This window comes from Rufibacter immobilis, from assembly GCF_003721565.1.
GTDB classification, from domain to species: domain Bacteria; phylum Bacteroidota; class Bacteroidia; order Cytophagales; family Hymenobacteraceae; genus Nibribacter; species Nibribacter immobilis.
Genome location: NZ_RJJE01000004.1, coordinates 57,966 through 75,953 on the forward strand (window position 1 = coordinate 57,966; position 17,988 = coordinate 75,953).

At 44.3% G+C, this 17,988-nt stretch carries 15 protein-coding genes; 11 read left to right on the forward strand and 4 right to left on the reverse strand.

Features of this window, described 5'->3' with window-relative positions; translation table 11 throughout:
* Positions 1-24 precede the first annotated feature (24 nt).
* The 4 genes from EFA69_RS06305 to EFA69_RS06320 all read left to right on the forward strand — a co-directional run bounded on the left by EFA69_RS06305 (position 25) and on the right by EFA69_RS06320 (position 3,724).
* Positions 25-636 (forward strand): helix-turn-helix domain-containing protein, encoded by a 612-nt coding sequence (locus EFA69_RS06305; RefSeq protein WP_123132263.1) that lies wholly within the window; start codon positions 25-27, stop codon positions 634-636.
* A gap of 229 nt (positions 637-865) precedes the next feature.
* Positions 866-2,230: a PQQ-dependent sugar dehydrogenase gene (locus EFA69_RS06310; RefSeq protein ID WP_221175687.1), complete on the forward strand. Its 1,365-nt coding sequence runs from the start codon at positions 866-868 to the stop codon at positions 2,228-2,230.
* A 52-nt stretch (positions 2,231-2,282) separates the two neighbouring features.
* Positions 2,283-3,311 carry a potassium channel family protein gene (locus tag EFA69_RS06315; RefSeq protein WP_123132275.1) on the forward strand — a complete coding sequence of 343 codons (1,029 nt, stop codon included), beginning with the start codon at positions 2,283-2,285 and terminating at the stop codon, positions 3,309-3,311.
* A gap of 173 nt (positions 3,312-3,484) precedes the next feature.
* The gene (locus EFA69_RS06320; protein ID WP_123132264.1) at positions 3,485-3,724 is read left to right on the forward strand and encodes a heavy-metal-associated domain-containing protein; all 240 of its coding nucleotides are present in this window, start codon (positions 3,485-3,487) and stop codon (positions 3,722-3,724) included.
* A 94-nt stretch (positions 3,725-3,818) separates the two neighbouring features.
* Here EFA69_RS06320 and EFA69_RS06325 read toward each other — a convergent pair whose 3' ends face one another.
* Together EFA69_RS06325 and EFA69_RS06330 are read right to left on the reverse strand one after the other, a co-directional pair.
* Positions 3,819-4,487, reverse strand: a complete 669-nt coding sequence (locus tag EFA69_RS06325; RefSeq protein WP_123132265.1) for a DUF305 domain-containing protein — start codon at positions 4,485-4,487, stop codon at positions 3,819-3,821.
* Positions 4,488-4,713: 226 nt separating this feature from the next.
* Positions 4,714-5,169, reverse strand: a complete 456-nt coding sequence (locus EFA69_RS06330; RefSeq protein ID WP_123132266.1) for a DUF305 domain-containing protein — start codon at positions 5,167-5,169, stop codon at positions 4,714-4,716.
* 606 nt (positions 5,170-5,775) lie between these two features.
* Here EFA69_RS06330 and EFA69_RS06335 point away from each other — a divergent pair.
* The 5 genes from EFA69_RS06335 to EFA69_RS06355 all read left to right on the forward strand — a co-directional run bounded on the left by EFA69_RS06335 (position 5,776) and on the right by EFA69_RS06355 (position 12,266).
* Entirely contained in the window at positions 5,776-6,105 is a 330-nt protein-coding gene (locus EFA69_RS06335) for a four-helix bundle copper-binding protein (protein ID WP_123132267.1), read from the forward strand.
* A 332-nt stretch (positions 6,106-6,437) separates the two neighbouring features.
* A complete protein-coding gene (locus tag EFA69_RS06340) occupies positions 6,438-7,067 on the forward strand; it encodes a DUF305 domain-containing protein (RefSeq protein WP_123132268.1) in 630 nt (209 codons plus the stop codon).
* 73 nt (positions 7,068-7,140) lie between these two features.
* A complete protein-coding gene (locus EFA69_RS06345) occupies positions 7,141-9,636 on the forward strand; it encodes a multicopper oxidase domain-containing protein (protein WP_123132269.1) in 2,496 nt (831 codons plus the stop codon).
* Between the two features lie 231 nt (positions 9,637-9,867).
* A complete protein-coding gene (locus EFA69_RS06350) occupies positions 9,868-10,080 on the forward strand; it encodes a heavy-metal-associated domain-containing protein (protein WP_123132276.1) in 213 nt (70 codons plus the stop codon).
* A gap of 80 nt (positions 10,081-10,160) precedes the next feature.
* Positions 10,161-12,266 (forward strand): copper-translocating P-type ATPase, encoded by a 2,106-nt coding sequence (locus tag EFA69_RS06355; RefSeq protein WP_123132270.1) that lies wholly within the window; start codon positions 10,161-10,163, stop codon positions 12,264-12,266.
* Between the two features lie 69 nt (positions 12,267-12,335).
* Here EFA69_RS06355 and EFA69_RS06360 read toward each other — a convergent pair whose 3' ends face one another.
* Positions 12,336-14,603 (reverse strand): heavy metal translocating P-type ATPase, encoded by a 2,268-nt coding sequence (locus EFA69_RS06360; RefSeq protein ID WP_245964510.1) that lies wholly within the window; start codon positions 14,601-14,603, stop codon positions 12,336-12,338.
* Between the two features lie 401 nt (positions 14,604-15,004).
* Here EFA69_RS06360 and EFA69_RS06365 point away from each other — a divergent pair, with 401 nt between their 5' ends.
* Positions 15,005-15,682: a recombinase family protein gene (locus tag EFA69_RS06365; RefSeq protein ID WP_123132271.1), complete on the forward strand. Its 678-nt coding sequence runs from the start codon at positions 15,005-15,007 to the stop codon at positions 15,680-15,682.
* Positions 15,683-15,835: 153 nt separating this feature from the next.
* Here the strand turns inward: EFA69_RS06365 and EFA69_RS06370 are convergent, their stop codons facing one another.
* Positions 15,836-17,317 (reverse strand): HEPN domain-containing protein, encoded by a 1,482-nt coding sequence (locus tag EFA69_RS06370; protein WP_123132272.1) that lies wholly within the window; start codon positions 17,315-17,317, stop codon positions 15,836-15,838.
* Positions 17,318-17,345: 28 nt separating this feature from the next.
* Here EFA69_RS06370 and EFA69_RS06375 point away from each other — a divergent pair, with 28 nt between their 5' ends.
* A complete protein-coding gene (locus tag EFA69_RS06375) occupies positions 17,346-17,864 on the forward strand; it encodes a helix-turn-helix domain-containing protein (RefSeq protein ID WP_245964511.1) in 519 nt (172 codons plus the stop codon).
* Positions 17,865-17,988 lie beyond the last annotated feature (124 nt).

The following is a 17,988-nucleotide window of genomic DNA, read 5'->3' on the forward strand; positions in this document are numbered from 1 at the left end:
TTATCAATAGTGTAATTTATTATTATGGAACTCCAAACCAATGACACCAAAACCACCATATGCATCAAGAACATGGTGTGTCCTCGCTGCATCCGGATTATAAAAGAGCAGTTAACTCTTCTGAATCTTCCGGTAATTGAGGTTCATCTGGGCCATGTAGATTTGGACCGGCCATTGGAGCTAGATGAAAAGGAAAAGGTGATAGAGTTCTTAAGTGATTATGGTTTCGAATTGTTGGAAGACAGGAAAGCAAAACTGGTAGAGCAGATAAAAACTTTGATTATAGATGCTGTCCACTATAAGGAAGAAAAAATTGCGTCTAATTATTCAACATATTTGGCCCAGACAATTGGGAAAGACTACAGCACCCTAAGCCATGCATTTTCATCAATGGAGAGTGTTACCATAGAAAAGTATATCATTCTTCAAAAAATAGAGTACATCAAGGCTCAGCTAGACTATGAAGAACTGTCTTTAGGGGAAATTGCCTCGAAACTGCATTACAGCAGCCTAAGCCACCTGTCCAAACAATTCAAATCTATTACCGGATATACTCCGTCAGAATATAAAAAGCTTCAAATTAAAGATAGGCATACTCTTGACCAAGTAAATTTGAAAGATTCCAGAATAGTATAAATGTTATCTTATATAATATAAAACCAAGCCAAACCATTGAGAGTAAGAGATAATAACGTTATGATAACTAGCCTTATAAATTCAGGAAGTACCATTGTTCCGTCTATAGTACTTGAACAGCTTAGGTAAAGCCTTCAATTGGATTGTCTGTTCTTTCCTGGAGTTACCCTAGCTTGTCTAAACTAACGTCCATCCGAAAAAAAGACTTGGTAGAGCACGTTTAGAAGCTATGAAAAGAAGCCTTATCCCAATCTGTTTAATTTCCAGTTTCCTTTTTCACTTTTGTAGTAATCCTGAAAACACGGCCAATACTGCCGCTGAAAACAAGGAAGATGTTTCTGTCTCCCAGGCGGGTGATTCGGTAGACTTAGAAACCATGGCCCAAGGGCTGACCTCGCCAGTTTACCTGACCGCCCCTCCAAACGACATGGAAAGGTTATTTGTAGTAGACCAAACCGGGCAGATTAGGTTAATAAAAGGGGGGCAGCTTCTGCCCCGGCCATTCCTGGATGTGAAGGATAAAATAGTCACATTGAAAGAAGAGCATGAGGAACGAGGCTTGCTTGGAATGGCTTTCCATCCGGATTTCCAGAGCAACGGCCGGTTCTTTGTGTACTACAGTGCCCCGTTAAGGAAAGGCGCCCCGGCAGGCTGGGACCATACCAGCCACATTGCTGAGTTTAGAGCTACTCCCGATGCTGAAGCAGCAGACATCCAATCGGAGAAGACTATTCTTCTAATAGACGAGCCGCAAGCCAACCATAACGGAGGCATGTTGGCTTTTGGGCCGGATGGGTATTTATATATTTCATTGGGCGATGGGGGTGGGGCTAATGACAATGAAAAAGGCCATGTGCCGGACTGGTACCCAAAGAACGGTGGCGGGAATGGGCAGGACACCAGGAATAACTTATTGGGCAGTATCTTGAGAATTGATGTTAACAGCGGTATTCCTTATGGCATACCCGCCGATAATCCTTTTGCCGATGGCAGGAAAGGCAGGAAGGAAATCTATGCTTACGGCCTGCGAAATCCCTTTCGGTTTGCTTTTGACAAGGAAACAAGTATGCTTATTGCCGCCGATGCCGGTCAGGAGTTATACGAAGAGATTGACGTAATCAAAAAAGGGGGCAATTACGGATGGAATGTAAAGGAAGGGCGCCATTGCTTTAACGCTTCCCAAAATACCCAACTGTTCCCCGACTGCCCCACCCAAGACTCGTTAGGCAACCCCTTGATAGACCCCGTGCTGGAATTTAAAAATAACAAAAAAGGTGGTGTCGGCTTAGGAATCGTGTCGGTGGGCGGCGAGGTTTACCGGGGAAGCGGTTATCAATCCCTGGTCGGCAGCTATCTGTTTGGGGTCTGGACCCAGCACCACGAAAAGCCCAATGGTGCCATTTTCGCCGCCGAGGCCAACGCCGACAAGAGTGATTGGCCCTATAAAAAAATATTTTTAAAAAACAGGCATCGGGGAGAATTAGGAGAATTTTTGCTGGGGTTTGGCCGGGATAACGCTGGGGCTGTATATGTGCTGACGAATCAAAAGCATGGCCCGGTGGGTACTACAGGTAGAGTAGACCGGATAAAGTAACTACTATGCCCACTGATTGGGTCTATATAACTACCACAAGGATAAGCAATCAATGGACGTCTTTTACTTACCCGCCGGAATATTAATTTTCACCATCACTATAGTAGACATCATCAAAACCACTTTGTCTACAAAAGGTGGAGGGGTGATTACCAAGAGAACCTCCAAAGCTGTTTGGAAGCTGTTTTTTTCATTGTCTGGCAAAGAAGGGAAATCTTCCTTTTTAGAATACGCAGGTACGGCAGTTTTAGTGGTGGTACTTCTGGTCTGGATAATCGGGCTATGGTCAAGCTTATTCCTTTTGCTGTTATCGGATGGGGACTCCATCATAAGCAGTACCACCCGGGAAAGCGCCACGGCTTTGGAAAAGCTTTACTATGCCGGTTTTACCCTTTCAACGTTGGGCGTTGGCGATTTTGTAGCTTCCTCCAGCAGTTGGCGGATACTCACTAGTTCGATGGCATTCGCGGGCTTAGTTTTTATTACAACCTCCATAACTTATTTTTTGCCGGTTTTATCGGCGGTAAACCTTCAAAGCAAGCTAAGCTTGTATATCAGCAGCATGGGAGGGACACCCCAGGAAATGGTGGCAAAGGGCTGGAATGGGGAAAACTTTTCTTCCTTCTTTGATTGCGTCCCGAACATGTGCCAGATGCTTATAAAGCACACCCTTAACCATCACTCCTATCCCGTTATCCACTACTTCCACAACAAAGAACCGAAGCAGGCCATCATTGTACAGGTTGTGGTATTGGAAGAGGTTTACTATCTCCTTAGGCAGGTGGTTTCTACGGAAGTAATCTTAGACGAAGTAAAAATGACCATGCTGCGCACCGCCCTGGATACTTATTTTAGTTTGGTGAAAGAAAATTTCATAAAAGAAGAAAGCAGCCACAAAAGTCCTCCTGCACCAGAGCTAGCCCCACTGCTTCATTCAGGGATTCCAGTTAAACAGGAAGCTAGTATAAACCAAGGCAACAGCCAGCAGCAACCGGATAGCCGGAATATTCTCACTGCCCTTTTGGGGAGCGATGGTTGGACTTGGCAGGAAGTGTATCCGACAAAAGATATTATTGGGTAACAATCTTTTAAATCCCATAGTGGGCAACGTTTAGCAACCTAATTACCCGCAGTTCTTATACTTCAAAATAATACCGCGTTGTGAAGGCTGAAAAAGCAAAAAGCCCTTCAATGGGAAACTCTCCTGGTAGTCCTAAGTAAGAATTATATCATTAATGTAAAGTCTGAAATAGTATGGAAATCATAAAATTCAAAACCAACATGGGAAATCAAAGCGATGTAACGAACGTTGCCCCCTATCTGGAAAAAATCGAAAGTATATCCAATTGGCAAGTAGATACAGAGACGGAAGAAAATGTGCTGAGTGTTTCCGGCAAAGATTTAAATCCCCAGGCCATAGAGAATGCCCTTCAGGAAGCAGGCTTCCAGGCAGAGATACTAAGGGTAGTGGGACTGAGCGGGGATGAATTGTAAACCTAAATCGCAAACCCCGTAAATTTATGAAGGAGAACCTCACTTGAAGGTTCTCCTTCATAAACAAAGTATAGAGTGAACTAAATAATTCTTGCTATTGCGGGTGCTTCTGCAGCCACGCATCCAATTCCTGCTTTTCCTTTTGCTGCTCATCCATGATTTTTTGAGCCATTGCTTTTATTTCCGGGGCCTTCGCCTGTGACAGATAAACTTTTACCATGTCAATTCCACTTTGATGGTGCATGCTCATCAGGCTCGCAAAATGATGGTCGGTAGTACCAGCCATGTTATGGTTCATGTTGGCCATCATGCTTTTCATAGGCTGCATCATCTTCCTAGTGGCAGCAGTATCACCCGTAGCGGATTTGTTGTTCTGAACAAAATCTCTAAGTTTTTCCTGCTCCTCTTTTTGCTTCGGAGGGCTCTTTTTAGCCATATTGACGAGCATTGTGTCACTCCCCTTGCTTTCCTCTTCCTGGGCCATCTTAATCGCTCCTTCGTGGTGAGTGGCCATTAGATTGGCAAAGTCCACATCCGGATTGCCGGTGAGTTTCACCTCCTGCATCGCCGTCATGTTCTCGTGCATCAGGTCCATCATCTCATTTGACTCCCCAGCTTCCATGTTGTGGCCTGAATGGTCTTCTGTTCTCTCCATATCGGAGGCCACGTCCGAGTTACCGGAGTTCTGGCTACAGGCGGTAAAGAACAAGGAGGCCCCGCAAAGCAATGCCACCCACTTAGAATTAAACTTGTTGTTTTTCATAGCTTTTGTTTAGAGATTAAAATGCAAATCTTATGGAAAAAAGAAGACATACTGCCCGTAGAAACAGGGGTGATTGTCGTGTATCAGCTCACCTATCGTAGTAGCAGTTTCAACTTCATGAAGAATTTATTCTAGCACAGATATTCACTTTCTCATCCATGGTTCAAGACAATCCTAATGGAGCCTTGTCTCAGAAAACAGCATCAGAATTATGTTTTGGAATAAATTATTCTTCATCCAATCTTTTCAGGATAGCTTTCATTTCGGCAATTTCCTTCACTTGGGACTTGATGATTTCGTCAGCTAGTTTTTTCAATTCAGGGTCTTTGATATTGGCTTTCTGGCTAACCATGATGGCGGAAGAGTGATGAGGAATCATTGCCTTTATGTATTGCTCATCAGCGACTAAGACTTGGTTTCTTAAAAAAAGCAGGGCCCCAATAAACACAATAGCGCTTGAAGTATAAATTACTATGTTTAACTTTTTATCTTCATACATGTTCCGCATCATTAATAACATTACCACGGCCATAGGCGCTACCATCAATAAGGTAGTATAGACCCTTGTAACACTTAGATAAATATGTTCAGCTTGGTCCACATTTAAGAACATTACCGCGTACATGATTACAAACGATGCTGTTAGCATGTAAAGGAACTGCTTGTAATGGTTATTTTCCATTTGGAGTATTTGTTTCTAGCTTAAATCAAAACAGGTATTTCCCGAATTCATGATTGTATTTTTGGTGTAAAGCTTATTATAGCCTTGTATATTAGAATACACCTATACTCTATAGGCAAGCGTTTTATACGAAGCTTTCGGATACTAGTTATTTAGAGCAGATAGACTAAAAAGGCATTAAAATATAGGGATTTTGGATTTCTAGCCTAGAAAAGCCCTTAGATGGTGAGATACGAGATAACTAGCATATTAATATGCAGTATTATATCAGTCTTTTCTTAAATTATACAAATACTATCTTCCAACATTTAACCCTAGAAACTCCATTGGTAATACTTGGTGTCACTTTACTTTATCAGAGACGCTCCTCCTAATCAATTTAATAGGCTTAAGTATCATAAGGCTCCTATGCCCCTGTTGATGATGGTGATAAAATATTAAAAGATGAACATCTTTTATCGATGGTGCCTTGACTGTAAAGGTTCTCGGAAAGAACAGTAATACCCAAATTATATAAATCTAATCAAGGATAATTAAAAACATATATTCCCTTAAAGTGTAAAACTATAGAGTTCACATAATTAAACAACATAACTAACTACTACCATGCACAATTCTCAATATCAATCCGTTATACAAGCCCTTAATGCTTGTGCCGCTGCCTGTGACCATTGTTACGATGCCTGTTTACAGGAACAGGATGTTAAAATGATGGCCCGTTGTATTCGCCTGGACCGAGATTGTTCCGACATCTGTAAGCTTACTGCCAGCGCATTGGCCCGCAATTCAGAAGTAGCTAAAACACTGTTGCAAGCCTGTGCCGACATCTGCCGGGAATGTGGAATCGAATGCGCAAACCATAAACACATGCAGCATTGTTTAGAGTGTGCCGAGGCTTGTAAAGCCTGTGAAGAAGCCTGTCGGAGCGCATTATAATTTAAAATACCAATAATAAAGGGATGTAAATGGCAATAGAACTGCCTGTTTACATCCCTATTTTTTAAAAATCTTTTTGCAAGAAGTACAGACTATTTATTTGAGATTCACTTTCAAAATCATAGTGGCATTTTCTAGAAAGGCTTTATGTCTTTGATTATTGTATTTTATCAATTATCCTACTCAACTGATATTTCCCTAAAAGCCATTTAAAGCGATGTGAGTGCCGTTCTAAAGATACCATAAAATATATAAATCTAATCTTAAATTGTACAAAACTAATTACAAAGGTACAAGTAAAATAATGGTAATTTGACTTATAAAAATTAACCATGAAAAAATTATTATCCTTTCGATTAGGTGCGGTACTTCTTTCCGCTTCATTGCTTTTAGCTTCTTGTGATGATGAAGATGAGGGTCTTTTGATTCAACCTCATGACCAAAATAAAATGATGGCTATTATGCATGGCATGATGGACGAAATGGAAGCTATGACCATGAACGAAGACCCCGACATTACCTTTGCCCGAATGATGATTATGCACCACCAGGGAGCCATTGACATGTCAAATGAAGAATTAAGTACTGGAGATGATGCGACCACCAAAGCAATGGCTCAGAAGATAAAAGACGAGCAGCAGAAAGAAATAGCGGAATTACAGGCTTTTATTAGCTCTTATCAGCCTGACCAGCCAGCCGACAACGCTTTTAATATGGAGCTAATGAACTCTATGGAAAAATCTGGTAAGCAGAGCGACCTAGAGGTATTGACCGGTGACACAGACCAAGACTTTTCCCATTTAATGATTGTACACCACCAATCCGCTATAGAGAACTCCAGGTCCGTAATGGAGCATGGCACCAGCGCCGAAATCAAAGAGATGGCACATATGATGATAAATGCTCAGATGGCGGAGATTAAGGAATTACAAGAATGGCTTCTGGCTAATAAAAGCTACTGAAATTTAATCTCATTAATGAATGTCTCTGCTTGTCTGCAGAGACATTCATTATAAATTTTGTAAGCCCTTTTTTATGATAAAACCCACTCCCCTGGTTATTTTACTAGCTGTACTACTGCTATTGACTGGAACAGAGGCAGCTGCTCAAACTGATACTGTTACCTACCAAATCTCCATCAGTCAGAAAAATGTAAAGATTGCCGGTAAAGAGAGTAAGGGTATGACTATTAACGGCAATATCCCAGGGCCTACGTTGCGGTTTCCCGAGGGAGGCTACGCTGTGATATACGTAAAAAATGAGATGAATGTGGAAACCTCCGTACACTGGCATGGCTTGCTGCTGCCTAATTTCCAGGACGGTGTGCCTTACCTGACCACACCTCCCATTGAACCAGGCAAAACCCTCAAATACGAGTTTGCCTTAAGGCATGCGGGCACCTATTGGTACCACTCCCACACCGGCTTGCAGGAACAGTCTGGCGTATATGGTTCCATTGTTATCGAACCCAAAGAAAAAACGTTGGACTACGCCCGAGACTTTGTCGTGGTTCTGTCTGACTGGACATATGAGAAGCCAAAGAATGTCTTGAAGAACCTGAAACGCGGGCTAGAAATCTATGACATACAGAAAGGTACGTCAACCCCGCTGGGCATGGTCATAGCAAGGGGTGCCTTGGGGGCACAGCTTAATTTCTGGCGACAACGGATGGAAGGGGCCGATATAGCCGATATTTACTATCCTGCTTTCCTTACCAACGGTCAACCTGTGCAGGAATACCCGGAGTTTACACCGGGAGAGAAAGTAAGGCTACGCATTATAAATGCCGCCGCCTCCAGCCAATTCTGGTTGACCTTCGGCGGAGAAGAACCGCTGTTGGTAGCCGCCGATGGTTTGGATGTAATGCCTGTGCAACGGAACAAAACGTTTATTGCCGTAGCTGAAACCTATGATTTCATTGTCACCATTCCGCAAAACGGTAAAATGGAGGTAAGGGCTACCGTGCAGGATGGCTCCGGCCAAACAAGCGCCTTCTTCGGGCAAGGCAATACCCTTAGCGCGCCAGATGTGCCCCGGCCAGATAAAGTGGCCATGATGCAGCAAATGGCCGGGATGAAGATGAAAATGGGGGCCCCTGCCTCCAAATTTAATCCGGGGAAGGAAGAGCCTGTTGAAATGATGAACAAGTGGGGGATGCAGATGGAAGGAGAGATGGGCATGGGGCAAATGGGCGGAATGAATCACGACCCGGCTAATGTTGGCCTGATGCAGAAAGGGAGAAAAGATGGGATGAGTGTTTCTAAAGATTCCCTGGCCACCTCTAAAACAAGCCATGCCAACATGTCCCACCAGGGAGGAAACCGGCAGGCAAACAAGATGGAAATGGAAAAAGCGGGGGAGAAAATGAAAATGGATTCGGTGTCCGCTAGTGGAATGGACCATGGGATGCATACTGCCCCCATGAGAAAATCGGCCACAAACCCTGGAATGCCTATGGCAGGGAAGAGTCAGGAAAGCAGCGAGCAAGGCATGTCCGGCATGGGCATGTTCGATGAATATAACTATGACTACTTAAAATCGCCGGAGAAAACAGATTTCCCAACCGGTAAACCGGTTAAGGAAATGGTATTGAACCTTACCGGTAACATGGTGCGCTACATATGGAGCCTGAACGGAGTGCCATTGAATGAAGCGGACAAAATAAAAATCAACAAAGGCGAAGTAACGCGCATTACCCTTAACAACCTGACCATGATGCACCACCCCATGCACTTGCACGGGCATTTTTTCAGGGTTATCAACGGGAACGGGGAATATTCCCCTCTGAAGCATACCGTAAACGTGGCTCCCATGCAAAAGGTAGTCATTGAGTTTGATGCCAATGAGTACGGCGACTGGTTCTTCCACTGCCATGTCCTGTACCACATGGACGCAGGCATGGCACGGGTCTTTAGTTACGGTACCCCCAGGGACGAAAGGCTGGAACGCTATCCTCTCTCTATCCTCACAAACAAAAGCAATCATTTTTTTACCTGGGGTGTCGTTGACGCAGCCTCCCACATGGCAGAACTCAACCTCGTGTCCTCCAACATAAGGAACCAGTTTGTTTTAAACGCAGAATACGGCTGGAATAAGAACCTGGAAGCAGAGTTTACCTACGGGCGGTTCCTATATGACTACCTCAGCGTTTTCGGAGGCGTCAACGTGGAAAACGAAGAGGACAATAGCCTTGATGAAATACAACCCACGGCCATAGTAGGCTTCAGGTACCTTACTCCGTACCTTTTTAACCTGGACGTTCGGATTGACAACAAACTCCGTCCCCAGATAAGCTTAGCCCGAGAGGTACTTGTATTTCCCCGGACTTTCCTGTTCGGGGAGTTTGAATACCAAGCTGACTTTGGTTGGGTAAAAGATACCCGAGAAGGCAATATAAGCAGCGGCAAGGGTTACACGAAGGAAATAGTCTGGAGAGTCGGTTCTGAATATCTTATCTCTAAAACCTTCTCGCTTATGGCAAACTATGATAACAGGTTTGGTGCGGGGGGAGGATTGACCGTAAGGTTCTAAAGGGACAGTTTTTAGGGTTTATCAGCAGTTTTAAGGGAAATTATAATGGCTTTAAAAAAGACAACAATAGTCAATCGGTTTTTTCAGATGAACAAAATAATGTAACGCTTTTCCAAAATTATGTCACACAATGTCCTAAGTCAATGGGTATTTTTATGATAGAAAGCTAAGTGCCTAAATGAGTACTTATGCATAGGTCTGGATTGATAACCAAACAATGATTGAAAGATGATGGAAACTCTGAAATTTAAAACCAATATCAAATGCGGTGGATGTGTAGCCACTGTTACTCCCTTTCTAAACAATGAAAAAAGTGTTGAGAAGTGGCAAGTAGACACTAATAACCCTGATAAAATTTTAACTGTCGAAGGAAGTACCGTAAGCGAGCAGGAAGTAGTAGAAGCGGTTGAGAAAGCTGGCTTCAAAATAGAGCCACTTCAATAGAAGAGCAAAAACAAAGGGGTAATCTACAAAGTTACCCCTTTGTTTTTATTCCGAATCTTCCTGAATTAAACCCATAAACTATGGACCACTCCCATCATAACCACCATCCAAACAACGAAAGGAATTCTAAAGGCACCGAGGCAGCGGACAAAATACCCGAGAAAACCTTGCATGCCCATAACCGGGCGATACCTAGCGAGGGGCAGCCCCCTTCCGGGCACGGAGAGCACGGCCACGACCATCATGCCATGATGATTGATGATTTCCGGAAAAGGTTTTGGGTCTCTCTGTTACTGTCGGTTCCGGTAATCATCATTAGCCCGATGGTACAGGATATTTTGGGGTACCGGCTGGAAATACCCTTTAACATGTACATCGCCTTTGCCTTGTCTTCTGTCATCTTCTTTTACGGGGGGTGGCCATTTCTGACCGGCTTCAGGGATGAGGTAAAGAAGGGGTCTCCCGGCATGATGACATTGATTGCGATTGCAATAACGGTAGCTTACCTCTACAGTACCGCCATCGTCTTCGGACTGGAGGGAATGGATTTCTTCTGGGAACTGGCCACCCTCATCGTCATCATGCTCTTGGGCCACTGGATAGAGATGAAATCCGTTTTAGGAGCTTCCCGCGCCTTGGAGCTGTTGGTTAGTCTTATGCCCTCCGAAGCGCATGTCATAAGAGGGGGGGAAACGGTAGATGTCAGGATTGATGCCCTGCAAAAAGATGACCTGATACTGATAAAGCCAGGCGAAAAGATTCCGGCTGATGGCCTTATAGAGGAGGGGGAAAGCTATGTGAATGAAAGCATGCTCACCGGCGAAAGCAAGCCAGCACAGAAGGTAAAAAATGATAAAGTGATTGGGGGCTCCATAAATGGGGCTGGCTCTCTGAAAGTAAAAGTGCAAGGCACGGGAGAGGAGAGCTACTTGAATAAAGTCATCAACCTGGTGCAGGAAGCTCAGAAAACAAAATCAGACACGCAGCACCTGGCGGATAAAGCCGCCCGTTGGTTGACTTATATCGCTCTCTTCTCAGGTTTTGCCACCTTTACCGTTTGGCTCTTAGTTGGAGCCGAATTGGCCTTTGCCTTGGAGCGGATGGTGACGGTAATGGTAATCTCCTGTCCGCATGCGCTTGGTTTAGCGGTACCTTTGGTAGTAGCCATATCTACGGCTATATCTGCAAAAAATGGCCTGCTAATTCGGAACCGGACGGCCTTTGAGAATTCCCGCAAGATAACCACTATCATCTTCGATAAAACTGGAACCCTTACCCAAGGCTCCCACCAGGTGGCCCGGATTGTTTCATTCAATCCCGCCTTCCCGGAAAAAGAATTGCTGAGGCTTGCAGCTGGGGTGGAGCAAAATTCAGAGCATTATATTTCTCAGGGTATCATAAAGCGGGTAAAGGCGGAAAATATTACCATTCCCACTGCCGAAAGCTTCAATTACCTTCCTGGAAAAGGTTTGGAAGGCACCGTGGAGGGCAGGTCAGTAAAGGTAGTAGGCCCTAATTATATTTCTGAATTCGGTATTCAGGTTCCGGAAAGCGATGCGGAGGAAGGAGTAGAAACGGTAGTGTATGTATTGATAGATGGAACGGTAGCGGGCTTTATCAGCCTGAGGGATAAGGTTCGTCCGGAATCCGCAGAGGCAATAAGGGTCCTCAAGGCCAACGGCATCAAGAACCTTTTACTGACCGGTGATAATGACCGGGTGGCGAGGAGCGTGAGCGACACCTTGCAGATGGATGGCTTTCTGGCCAACGTATTACCACACCAGAAGCAGGAGAAGATAAAGGAATTGCAAGACAAGGGTGAATTTGTGGCTATGACCGGGGACGGAATCAATGATGCCCCAGCATTGGCGCAAGCGGATGTGGGTATTGCTGTTGGCTCCGGAACAGATGTTGCCGCTGAAACCGCCGACATTATCCTGGTCAACAGCAACCCGAAAGATATTGCTTCTTTGATTCTTTTCGGCAAAGCTACCTACCGCAAGATGATTCAGAATATCATCTGGGCCACTGCCTATAACGTCATAGCCCTGCCTTTGGCGGCAGGAGTTTTATACAACCAAGGAATCATGGTATCACCGGCAATTGGAGCCGCATTGATGAGCATGAGTACGGTTATCGTGGCCATCAACGCCCAGCTGTTACGGAGGCAGATTAAAAACCAATAGATTTAAGAGCCTAGGGCCTGCCAGTCTGACCAGCCCTAGGCTTTTACAATTGTAAAACGCATTATAAACTTATAGCTGCTGCGCTTTCAAACGCAGGCTGTTAGCAACTACTGATACCGAACTCAGCGTCATCGCCGCCCCGGCAATCATAGGGTCCAATAAGAATCCATAAAACGGGTAGAGCACGCCAGCTGCAATCGGAATGCCAACGAGGTTATAGATAAAAGCCCAGAATAAATTCTGCCGGATGGCATTCACGGTTAACCTAGATAACTTCAGGGCCTTCGGTAACAACTGCAAATCAGAGGTAATGAGGGTCATCTTGGCTACGTCTATGGCTATATCCGAACCTTTCCCCATTGCGATGCTTACATCTGCCTGCGCCAGTGCCTGAGAGTCATTAATCCCGTCCCCTACCATCCCTACGACTTTGCCTTGGCTTTGAAGAAGCTTTACAAAATCAGCCTTCTCGCTTGGCATTACCTCGGCTTGGAAATGCTGAATCCCCACCTGCCGGGCAACTGAAGCCGCCGTTCGGGCATTATCACCAGTCAGCATATAAACCTCGATTCCCCTTTGCTGCAGTAGTTCAATCGCCTTAGCCGATGTCTCTTTCACTTTGTCGGCAATGGCCAAGATAGCCACTGCCTTCCCCTCCTCTGCAAAATAAATCACGGTTTTGGCCGCCTCTGCCCAATTTTCGGCCACGCTGGACAGGTCACCTGAAACCGATATTTCCTCTGCAGCCATATACTTAGGGCTGCCCACTAAGTAGGAGCGCCCCCCCCAGCTTGCCTTCACCCCTTTTCCGGTTACGCTATCGAAACCATGTATTGCCACAGACGGGACCGCACCTTCCCGCAGGTGGCGGGCTACGGCTTCCGCTAAAGGATGCTCAGATAGTTGTTCCAGGGAGAGTAACACGGATTGCAGCTCTCTGTGACGTGAGCGGACTTCATCCGCCCAGAGAACATCCGTTACTACTGGCTTGCCTTCGGTAATGGTGCCGGTTTTATCTAGAATGAGAGCATTCAGGCGGTGTGCCTGTTCCAAGCTCTCGGCATCTTTTATCAGGATACCATGTTCGGCCCCCTTCCCTACCCCTACCATGATAGCCGTAGGGGTGGCCAGACCCAATGCGCAGGGGCAGGCAATGACCAACACCGTTACGAAAGCCAGTAATCCTTGTGAAAGGCCGTTATCACTGCCTAGGACCAGCCAAGTAGCCAAAGTGACAAGAGCAAAAACAAACACAACGGGCACGAAAATCCCGGCTATTTTATCGACTAATTTCTGCACCGGGGCTTTAGAACCCTGGGCATCCTGCACCAATTTGATGATTTGAGCTAAAAGTGTCTCACTGCCCACCTTCTCAGCCGTAAACCGAAAGCTGCCTTTTTGGTTAATTGTTCCGGCAAATACTTTATCTCCCATTCTTTTGGAAACAGGCACCGGCTCCCCGTTTATCATCGATTCGTCAACATAAGAAGAACCAGAGGAAACTTCACCGTCTACCGGTACTTTTTCGCCGGAACGCACGAGAAGAACATTTCCTTTCTGAATAGTTGAAATGGGCACTTCGCGTTCCTGGTCTCCCTCAACAAGCCAAACTGTTTTAGGCTGCAATCCAATCAGTTTTTTTATCGCTGAGGAGGTACTGGATTTTGCCCGCTCTTCCAGCAATTTGCCCAGCATGATAAAAACAATGACAACCGCAGCCGCCTCAAAATAAACGTGGGGATGTAAGTTCCGCGCATGCCAAAAACCGGGGTTTACTGTATTAAAAACACTAAAAGCGAAGGCAGTGCCGGTACTTAGAGCTACCAGCGTATCCATGTTGGCCTTGCCATGGCGGGCTTGCTTGAAGGCATTAACAAAGAAATTGCGTCCAAATACAAATAGAACCGGGGCGCTTAAAGCCATCATTATCCAATTGCCATAAGGCATATTCATAAAGAACATACCGATGACCACCACAGGCAGCGTAAGCAGGCCTGCTAAAATGGTTTTTCTTTTGAGCTCCCGGTAATGGCTCTGCTGGGTTTGCTCTTGGATTTCCTGGGCGTTTTCAGTGTCTATTATCAAGTCATACCCAACCGATTGAAGCGCCTTTTGCATATCCGTTACCTGTACCTGCTCCGGATGATAGGTCACCTGTAAAGTCTGGGTCGCAAAGTTGACGTTGGCCTGGGTAACGCCCGGCGTACTGGCGACCATGGATTCCACACTAACCGCACAAGCTGCACAGGTCATGCCGGTAACTGGCATGGAAACCTGTGAAGCCAGTCCCTCTGAAGCCAAAACCGGTGCTTGGGGAGCTTTTATATCTTTTTCCATTTAGTTGCATCATTATTCCTTCATATCAAATTTACGGCCGACATAAGATGAAGTCGTTATAGAATTTAGGAAAAGAGTAATATGTTTTTGCGGCACCAGACAAACAACCTAATCCCCTAGCCTATCTACCACAACCTACACCTATATATAAGGAGTGGACGGGAAATTGGAACAGAAAGAGGTTAAAGAAAAAAGCACGCTTCATAAATTAATTTAACATAATTTTTAAAACAATATACATTCTTCCCCTATTTTACAAATCAGGAACGTTCGTTGCTGATTTGTAAAATAGGGCGTACCTTAGCAAAAAATAGAAAATGGGGCGGTAGGGGAAAAAGTTTACTAACTTTTGCAATTGCAAAACAGCACCCGAAAATTCCAGCCGTCACTCTTATATATATATGGAGTATCAGAAGTACATCGCCTACTACCGGGTATCGACCGCCAAGCAGGGCAGGAGCGGCCTGGGTCTGGAGGCCCAGCGCGCCGCCGTCATCTCCTTCACTAAAAACCCGGATGGTATCATCCAGGAATTTACAGAGCACGAGTCCGGCAAGAACGACGACCGACCGCTGCTGGAACAGGCGATACTGGCGGCTAAGAAGCAAAGCGCTACTTTAATAATTGCAAAGTTGGACCGGTTGAGCAGGGAAGTGGCTTTTCTGTTCCAACTGAAAAAACGGGTGGAGAAAAGCAACATTAACTGGCTGTGTCTGGATATTCCGGAAATGAACACGCTCAACATCGGCATCTGGGGCACCATGGCCCAACACGAGCGGGAACAAATCAGCAAGCGCACCAAAGTAGCACTACAAGCTCTGAAAGCGCGCGGGCAGCAATTGGGCAACTTGGAGAATTTGACCGACACCGGCCGAGAGCTTGGCGTGGAGGCCATCAAAAGGAAAGCCGCCGCTAATGACAATAATAGGAGAGCAGCTGAACTAATCCGCCTTTACCGAGAGCAAAGGCTGACTTGGCAGGCCATTGCCGAGAAACTGAACCAATCCGGTTTTAAGGCAAGCAGAGGGGGGGAGTTCCAGGCAATTCAGGTACAGCGGATTTTTAATCGTTATTGTTAAATATTATTTATGTGCTACATCCACTTCATCTGCTTTATTTTCATGGAGATATCTACCCCATTTATAAATAAAATCGTCCTTGCCTCCCTTATATATTAGTGCCCTTGAACATCAGAACAGAAAATGACCCAGTTCTTTCCCCTTAATTTGATTTTAACCTGATAGGCCTTCAAACACCTGCATTTTTGCTTCAAACTCCTGCCTAGCCAGCTCCTGCAAACGATGCACACGATTTAACAGAATATCTATGATTGCGTCTTCAATGTGAAAGTTATTTTCATAGCGCGCATGCAAATAAGCCTCATCTAGCAGGTGTACCAATCTTTTTTCCTTATCAGTATTTCGGGGGAAAATATTAGTCAGGCTAGGGGTACACCGACGGGTATGCCGTATTTGGGCTTTTAAGGAATGAGTCCGAATTTCTTTTCCAGTAAGTGATTGTAGAATGGCTCGATAAGTTAATTCTACAGCTTGGTGAAGCATGAATGGCACAAGGGATTTGTTTCCTATCTTAAAGTAGTGTGTGGCACCTATATAAAAATCTACTGCTCTAGAGTAATTTGATTGGAAATCTTTAGAAGATTCTTCAATGATTTTAGGGTAAAGCTCCTTAGGCGTAGGAACAAAATCTGGGCTTCCGTCGTCGTAAACTAAGTTTTCTGGCTTACAATTAAGAGAATAGAATATATGCCCATCAAGGAGAGCTCTTTGCACATTGTCAGCCTTATGTAATGAACAGGATACATCTTTGCTGCATAACAATGCAAACTCTACTAGAGGCTCGAAATTCGCAAAAGACTTTTGGTTGCTAGTTTGAATAATGACCATTAATTCAATGAATTCTGGGCATCCTTCATTCCTAAAGTCTAAACTATTTAGTAGAAAAATCTTCTCTGGCTGCACAACCTCAGCTATAAATCGAATAATAGAACATATACTGCTTCGTTTATCCGATTCATTCGCCATGTAAGATTTTCCTTTTACTGCCAACTTTGCATCTGCCTCTGATTTGCAACTTTTGCTATGCAGACCGTGAAGAAAATATGCTACCTCTAAAAGTCTTTCCAATTGCTCATAATGTATCAGTAGGTCATTATTCTCAGTTTCTTCCAACATGCTTGCCCGCCGCAGAGCATATTCTGTCCAATCCGCTAACATGCTTTTCCAACCTTTTAGAGACTGAACTTGAAAAAAGCCTTTTATAACATGATAAGGATTGTCCAGCTCTCGCTGCCGCAGTAGCCGTATATGACCACTATACGTTGCCAATAGGTGGTCATACTCTATACGCATTATTCGTTCATCATTGAAACGTTCTATTGATTCATAAGTAAATTTTGTAGGATGTACCTCCCCATCCAATTCTTCCTTCCTTTGAAGCATCAGCCAAAAAGCTTCAATTAGTTTTCCCAATTGCTCTTGCAGAAAAGTTGCATCCCAAGGCTGGTCCATCAATGTCCACGCTTGGGCTGAGGTAGCTGCTTTCAAATAGTTCCACAGGTCTTTTCTTAGAAGAGGCAGTGAACTTGCTTCAAAAAGTTTAGCGATAACTAAATCAGGCTTTTCTCTTTCCTGTCTAGATAAATAAGTAAGGTTGATTTGTATCGATTCTAACAAATTAGCTTCCTCCTCCATAGCATTAAAAATCTTAGTTTCTACTAATTTGGAAAGTCTTTTCTGTGTATCGAACTCAAGTGGCGAGTATTATACCCCTAAAAGAGATGGGATTTCTCACAATTTGCTTCCTTACTCAAATGAACCATGTATATTTGAATATATAGAAACCACTTCAAAGCCTATACATCTGGGCAGGAAAATTAGCCGAATTAGAGAGCTTAGGGGCATAAAACAAGAGATATTAGCTCAAGAATTGGGCATTAGTCAGCAATCTATATCTAGAATTGAATCTAGTGAGGAAGTTGAAGAGGAGATATTATTGAAAATCGCTAAAGTACTGGGTGTTCAAGTGGACGCTATTAAAAACTTTAGTGAAGAAGCTGCTATAAATTTTTTCAACAACTTTAATGACCATAGCAATAGCACCTTTAACAATCACTGCACCTTCAATGCATTAGACAAACTAATGGAGGTAATAGAAGAAAATAAAAAGCTTTATGAACGCTTGCTACAGAGTGAACGAGAGAAGCTAGAATATGTAAAAAAACTAAAAAAAGATAGTTAATGCCTAAAGAATAGCTTTATAAAGCTCCATATAGGCAGTTCCCTCTTTCAATAATTGACAATCGGGATTATAGTATTCCAAGCTATTTTCTATCACCATGCCTTTTAATCATTATTGCTTTCCA

Coding starts and splice junctions, on each gene's coding strand:
- EFA69_RS06310 (WP_221175687.1), top strand. CDS start 866: ATGAAAAGAAGCCTTATCCCAATCTGTTTAATTTCCAGTTTCCTTTTT.
- EFA69_RS06370 (WP_123132272.1), bottom strand. CDS start 17,317: ATGGAGGAGGAAGCTAATTTGTTAGAATCGATACAAATCAACCTTACT.
- EFA69_RS06320 (WP_123132264.1), top strand. CDS start 3,485: ATGGAAATCATAAAATTCAAAACCAACATGGGAAATCAAAGCGATGTA.
- EFA69_RS06315 (WP_123132275.1), top strand. CDS start 2,283: ATGGACGTCTTTTACTTACCCGCCGGAATATTAATTTTCACCATCACT.
- EFA69_RS06325 (WP_123132265.1), bottom strand. CDS start 4,487: ATGAAAAACAACAAGTTTAATTCTAAGTGGGTGGCATTGCTTTGCGGG.
- EFA69_RS06335 (WP_123132267.1), top strand. CDS start 5,776: ATGCACAATTCTCAATATCAATCCGTTATACAAGCCCTTAATGCTTGT.
- EFA69_RS06350 (WP_123132276.1), top strand. CDS start 9,868: ATGGAAACTCTGAAATTTAAAACCAATATCAAATGCGGTGGATGTGTA.
- EFA69_RS06330 (WP_123132266.1), bottom strand. CDS start 5,169: ATGGAAAATAACCATTACAAGCAGTTCCTTTACATGCTAACAGCATCG.
- EFA69_RS06305 (WP_123132263.1), top strand. CDS start 25: ATGGAACTCCAAACCAATGACACCAAAACCACCATATGCATCAAGAAC.
- EFA69_RS06360 (WP_245964510.1), bottom strand. CDS start 14,603: ATGGAAAAAGATATAAAAGCTCCCCAAGCACCGGTTTTGGCTTCAGAG.
- EFA69_RS06365 (WP_123132271.1), top strand. CDS start 15,005: ATGGAGTATCAGAAGTACATCGCCTACTACCGGGTATCGACCGCCAAG.
- EFA69_RS06355 (WP_123132270.1), top strand. CDS start 10,161: ATGGACCACTCCCATCATAACCACCATCCAAACAACGAAAGGAATTCT.
- EFA69_RS06340 (WP_123132268.1), top strand. CDS start 6,438: ATGAAAAAATTATTATCCTTTCGATTAGGTGCGGTACTTCTTTCCGCT.
- EFA69_RS06345 (WP_123132269.1), top strand. CDS start 7,141: ATGATAAAACCCACTCCCCTGGTTATTTTACTAGCTGTACTACTGCTA.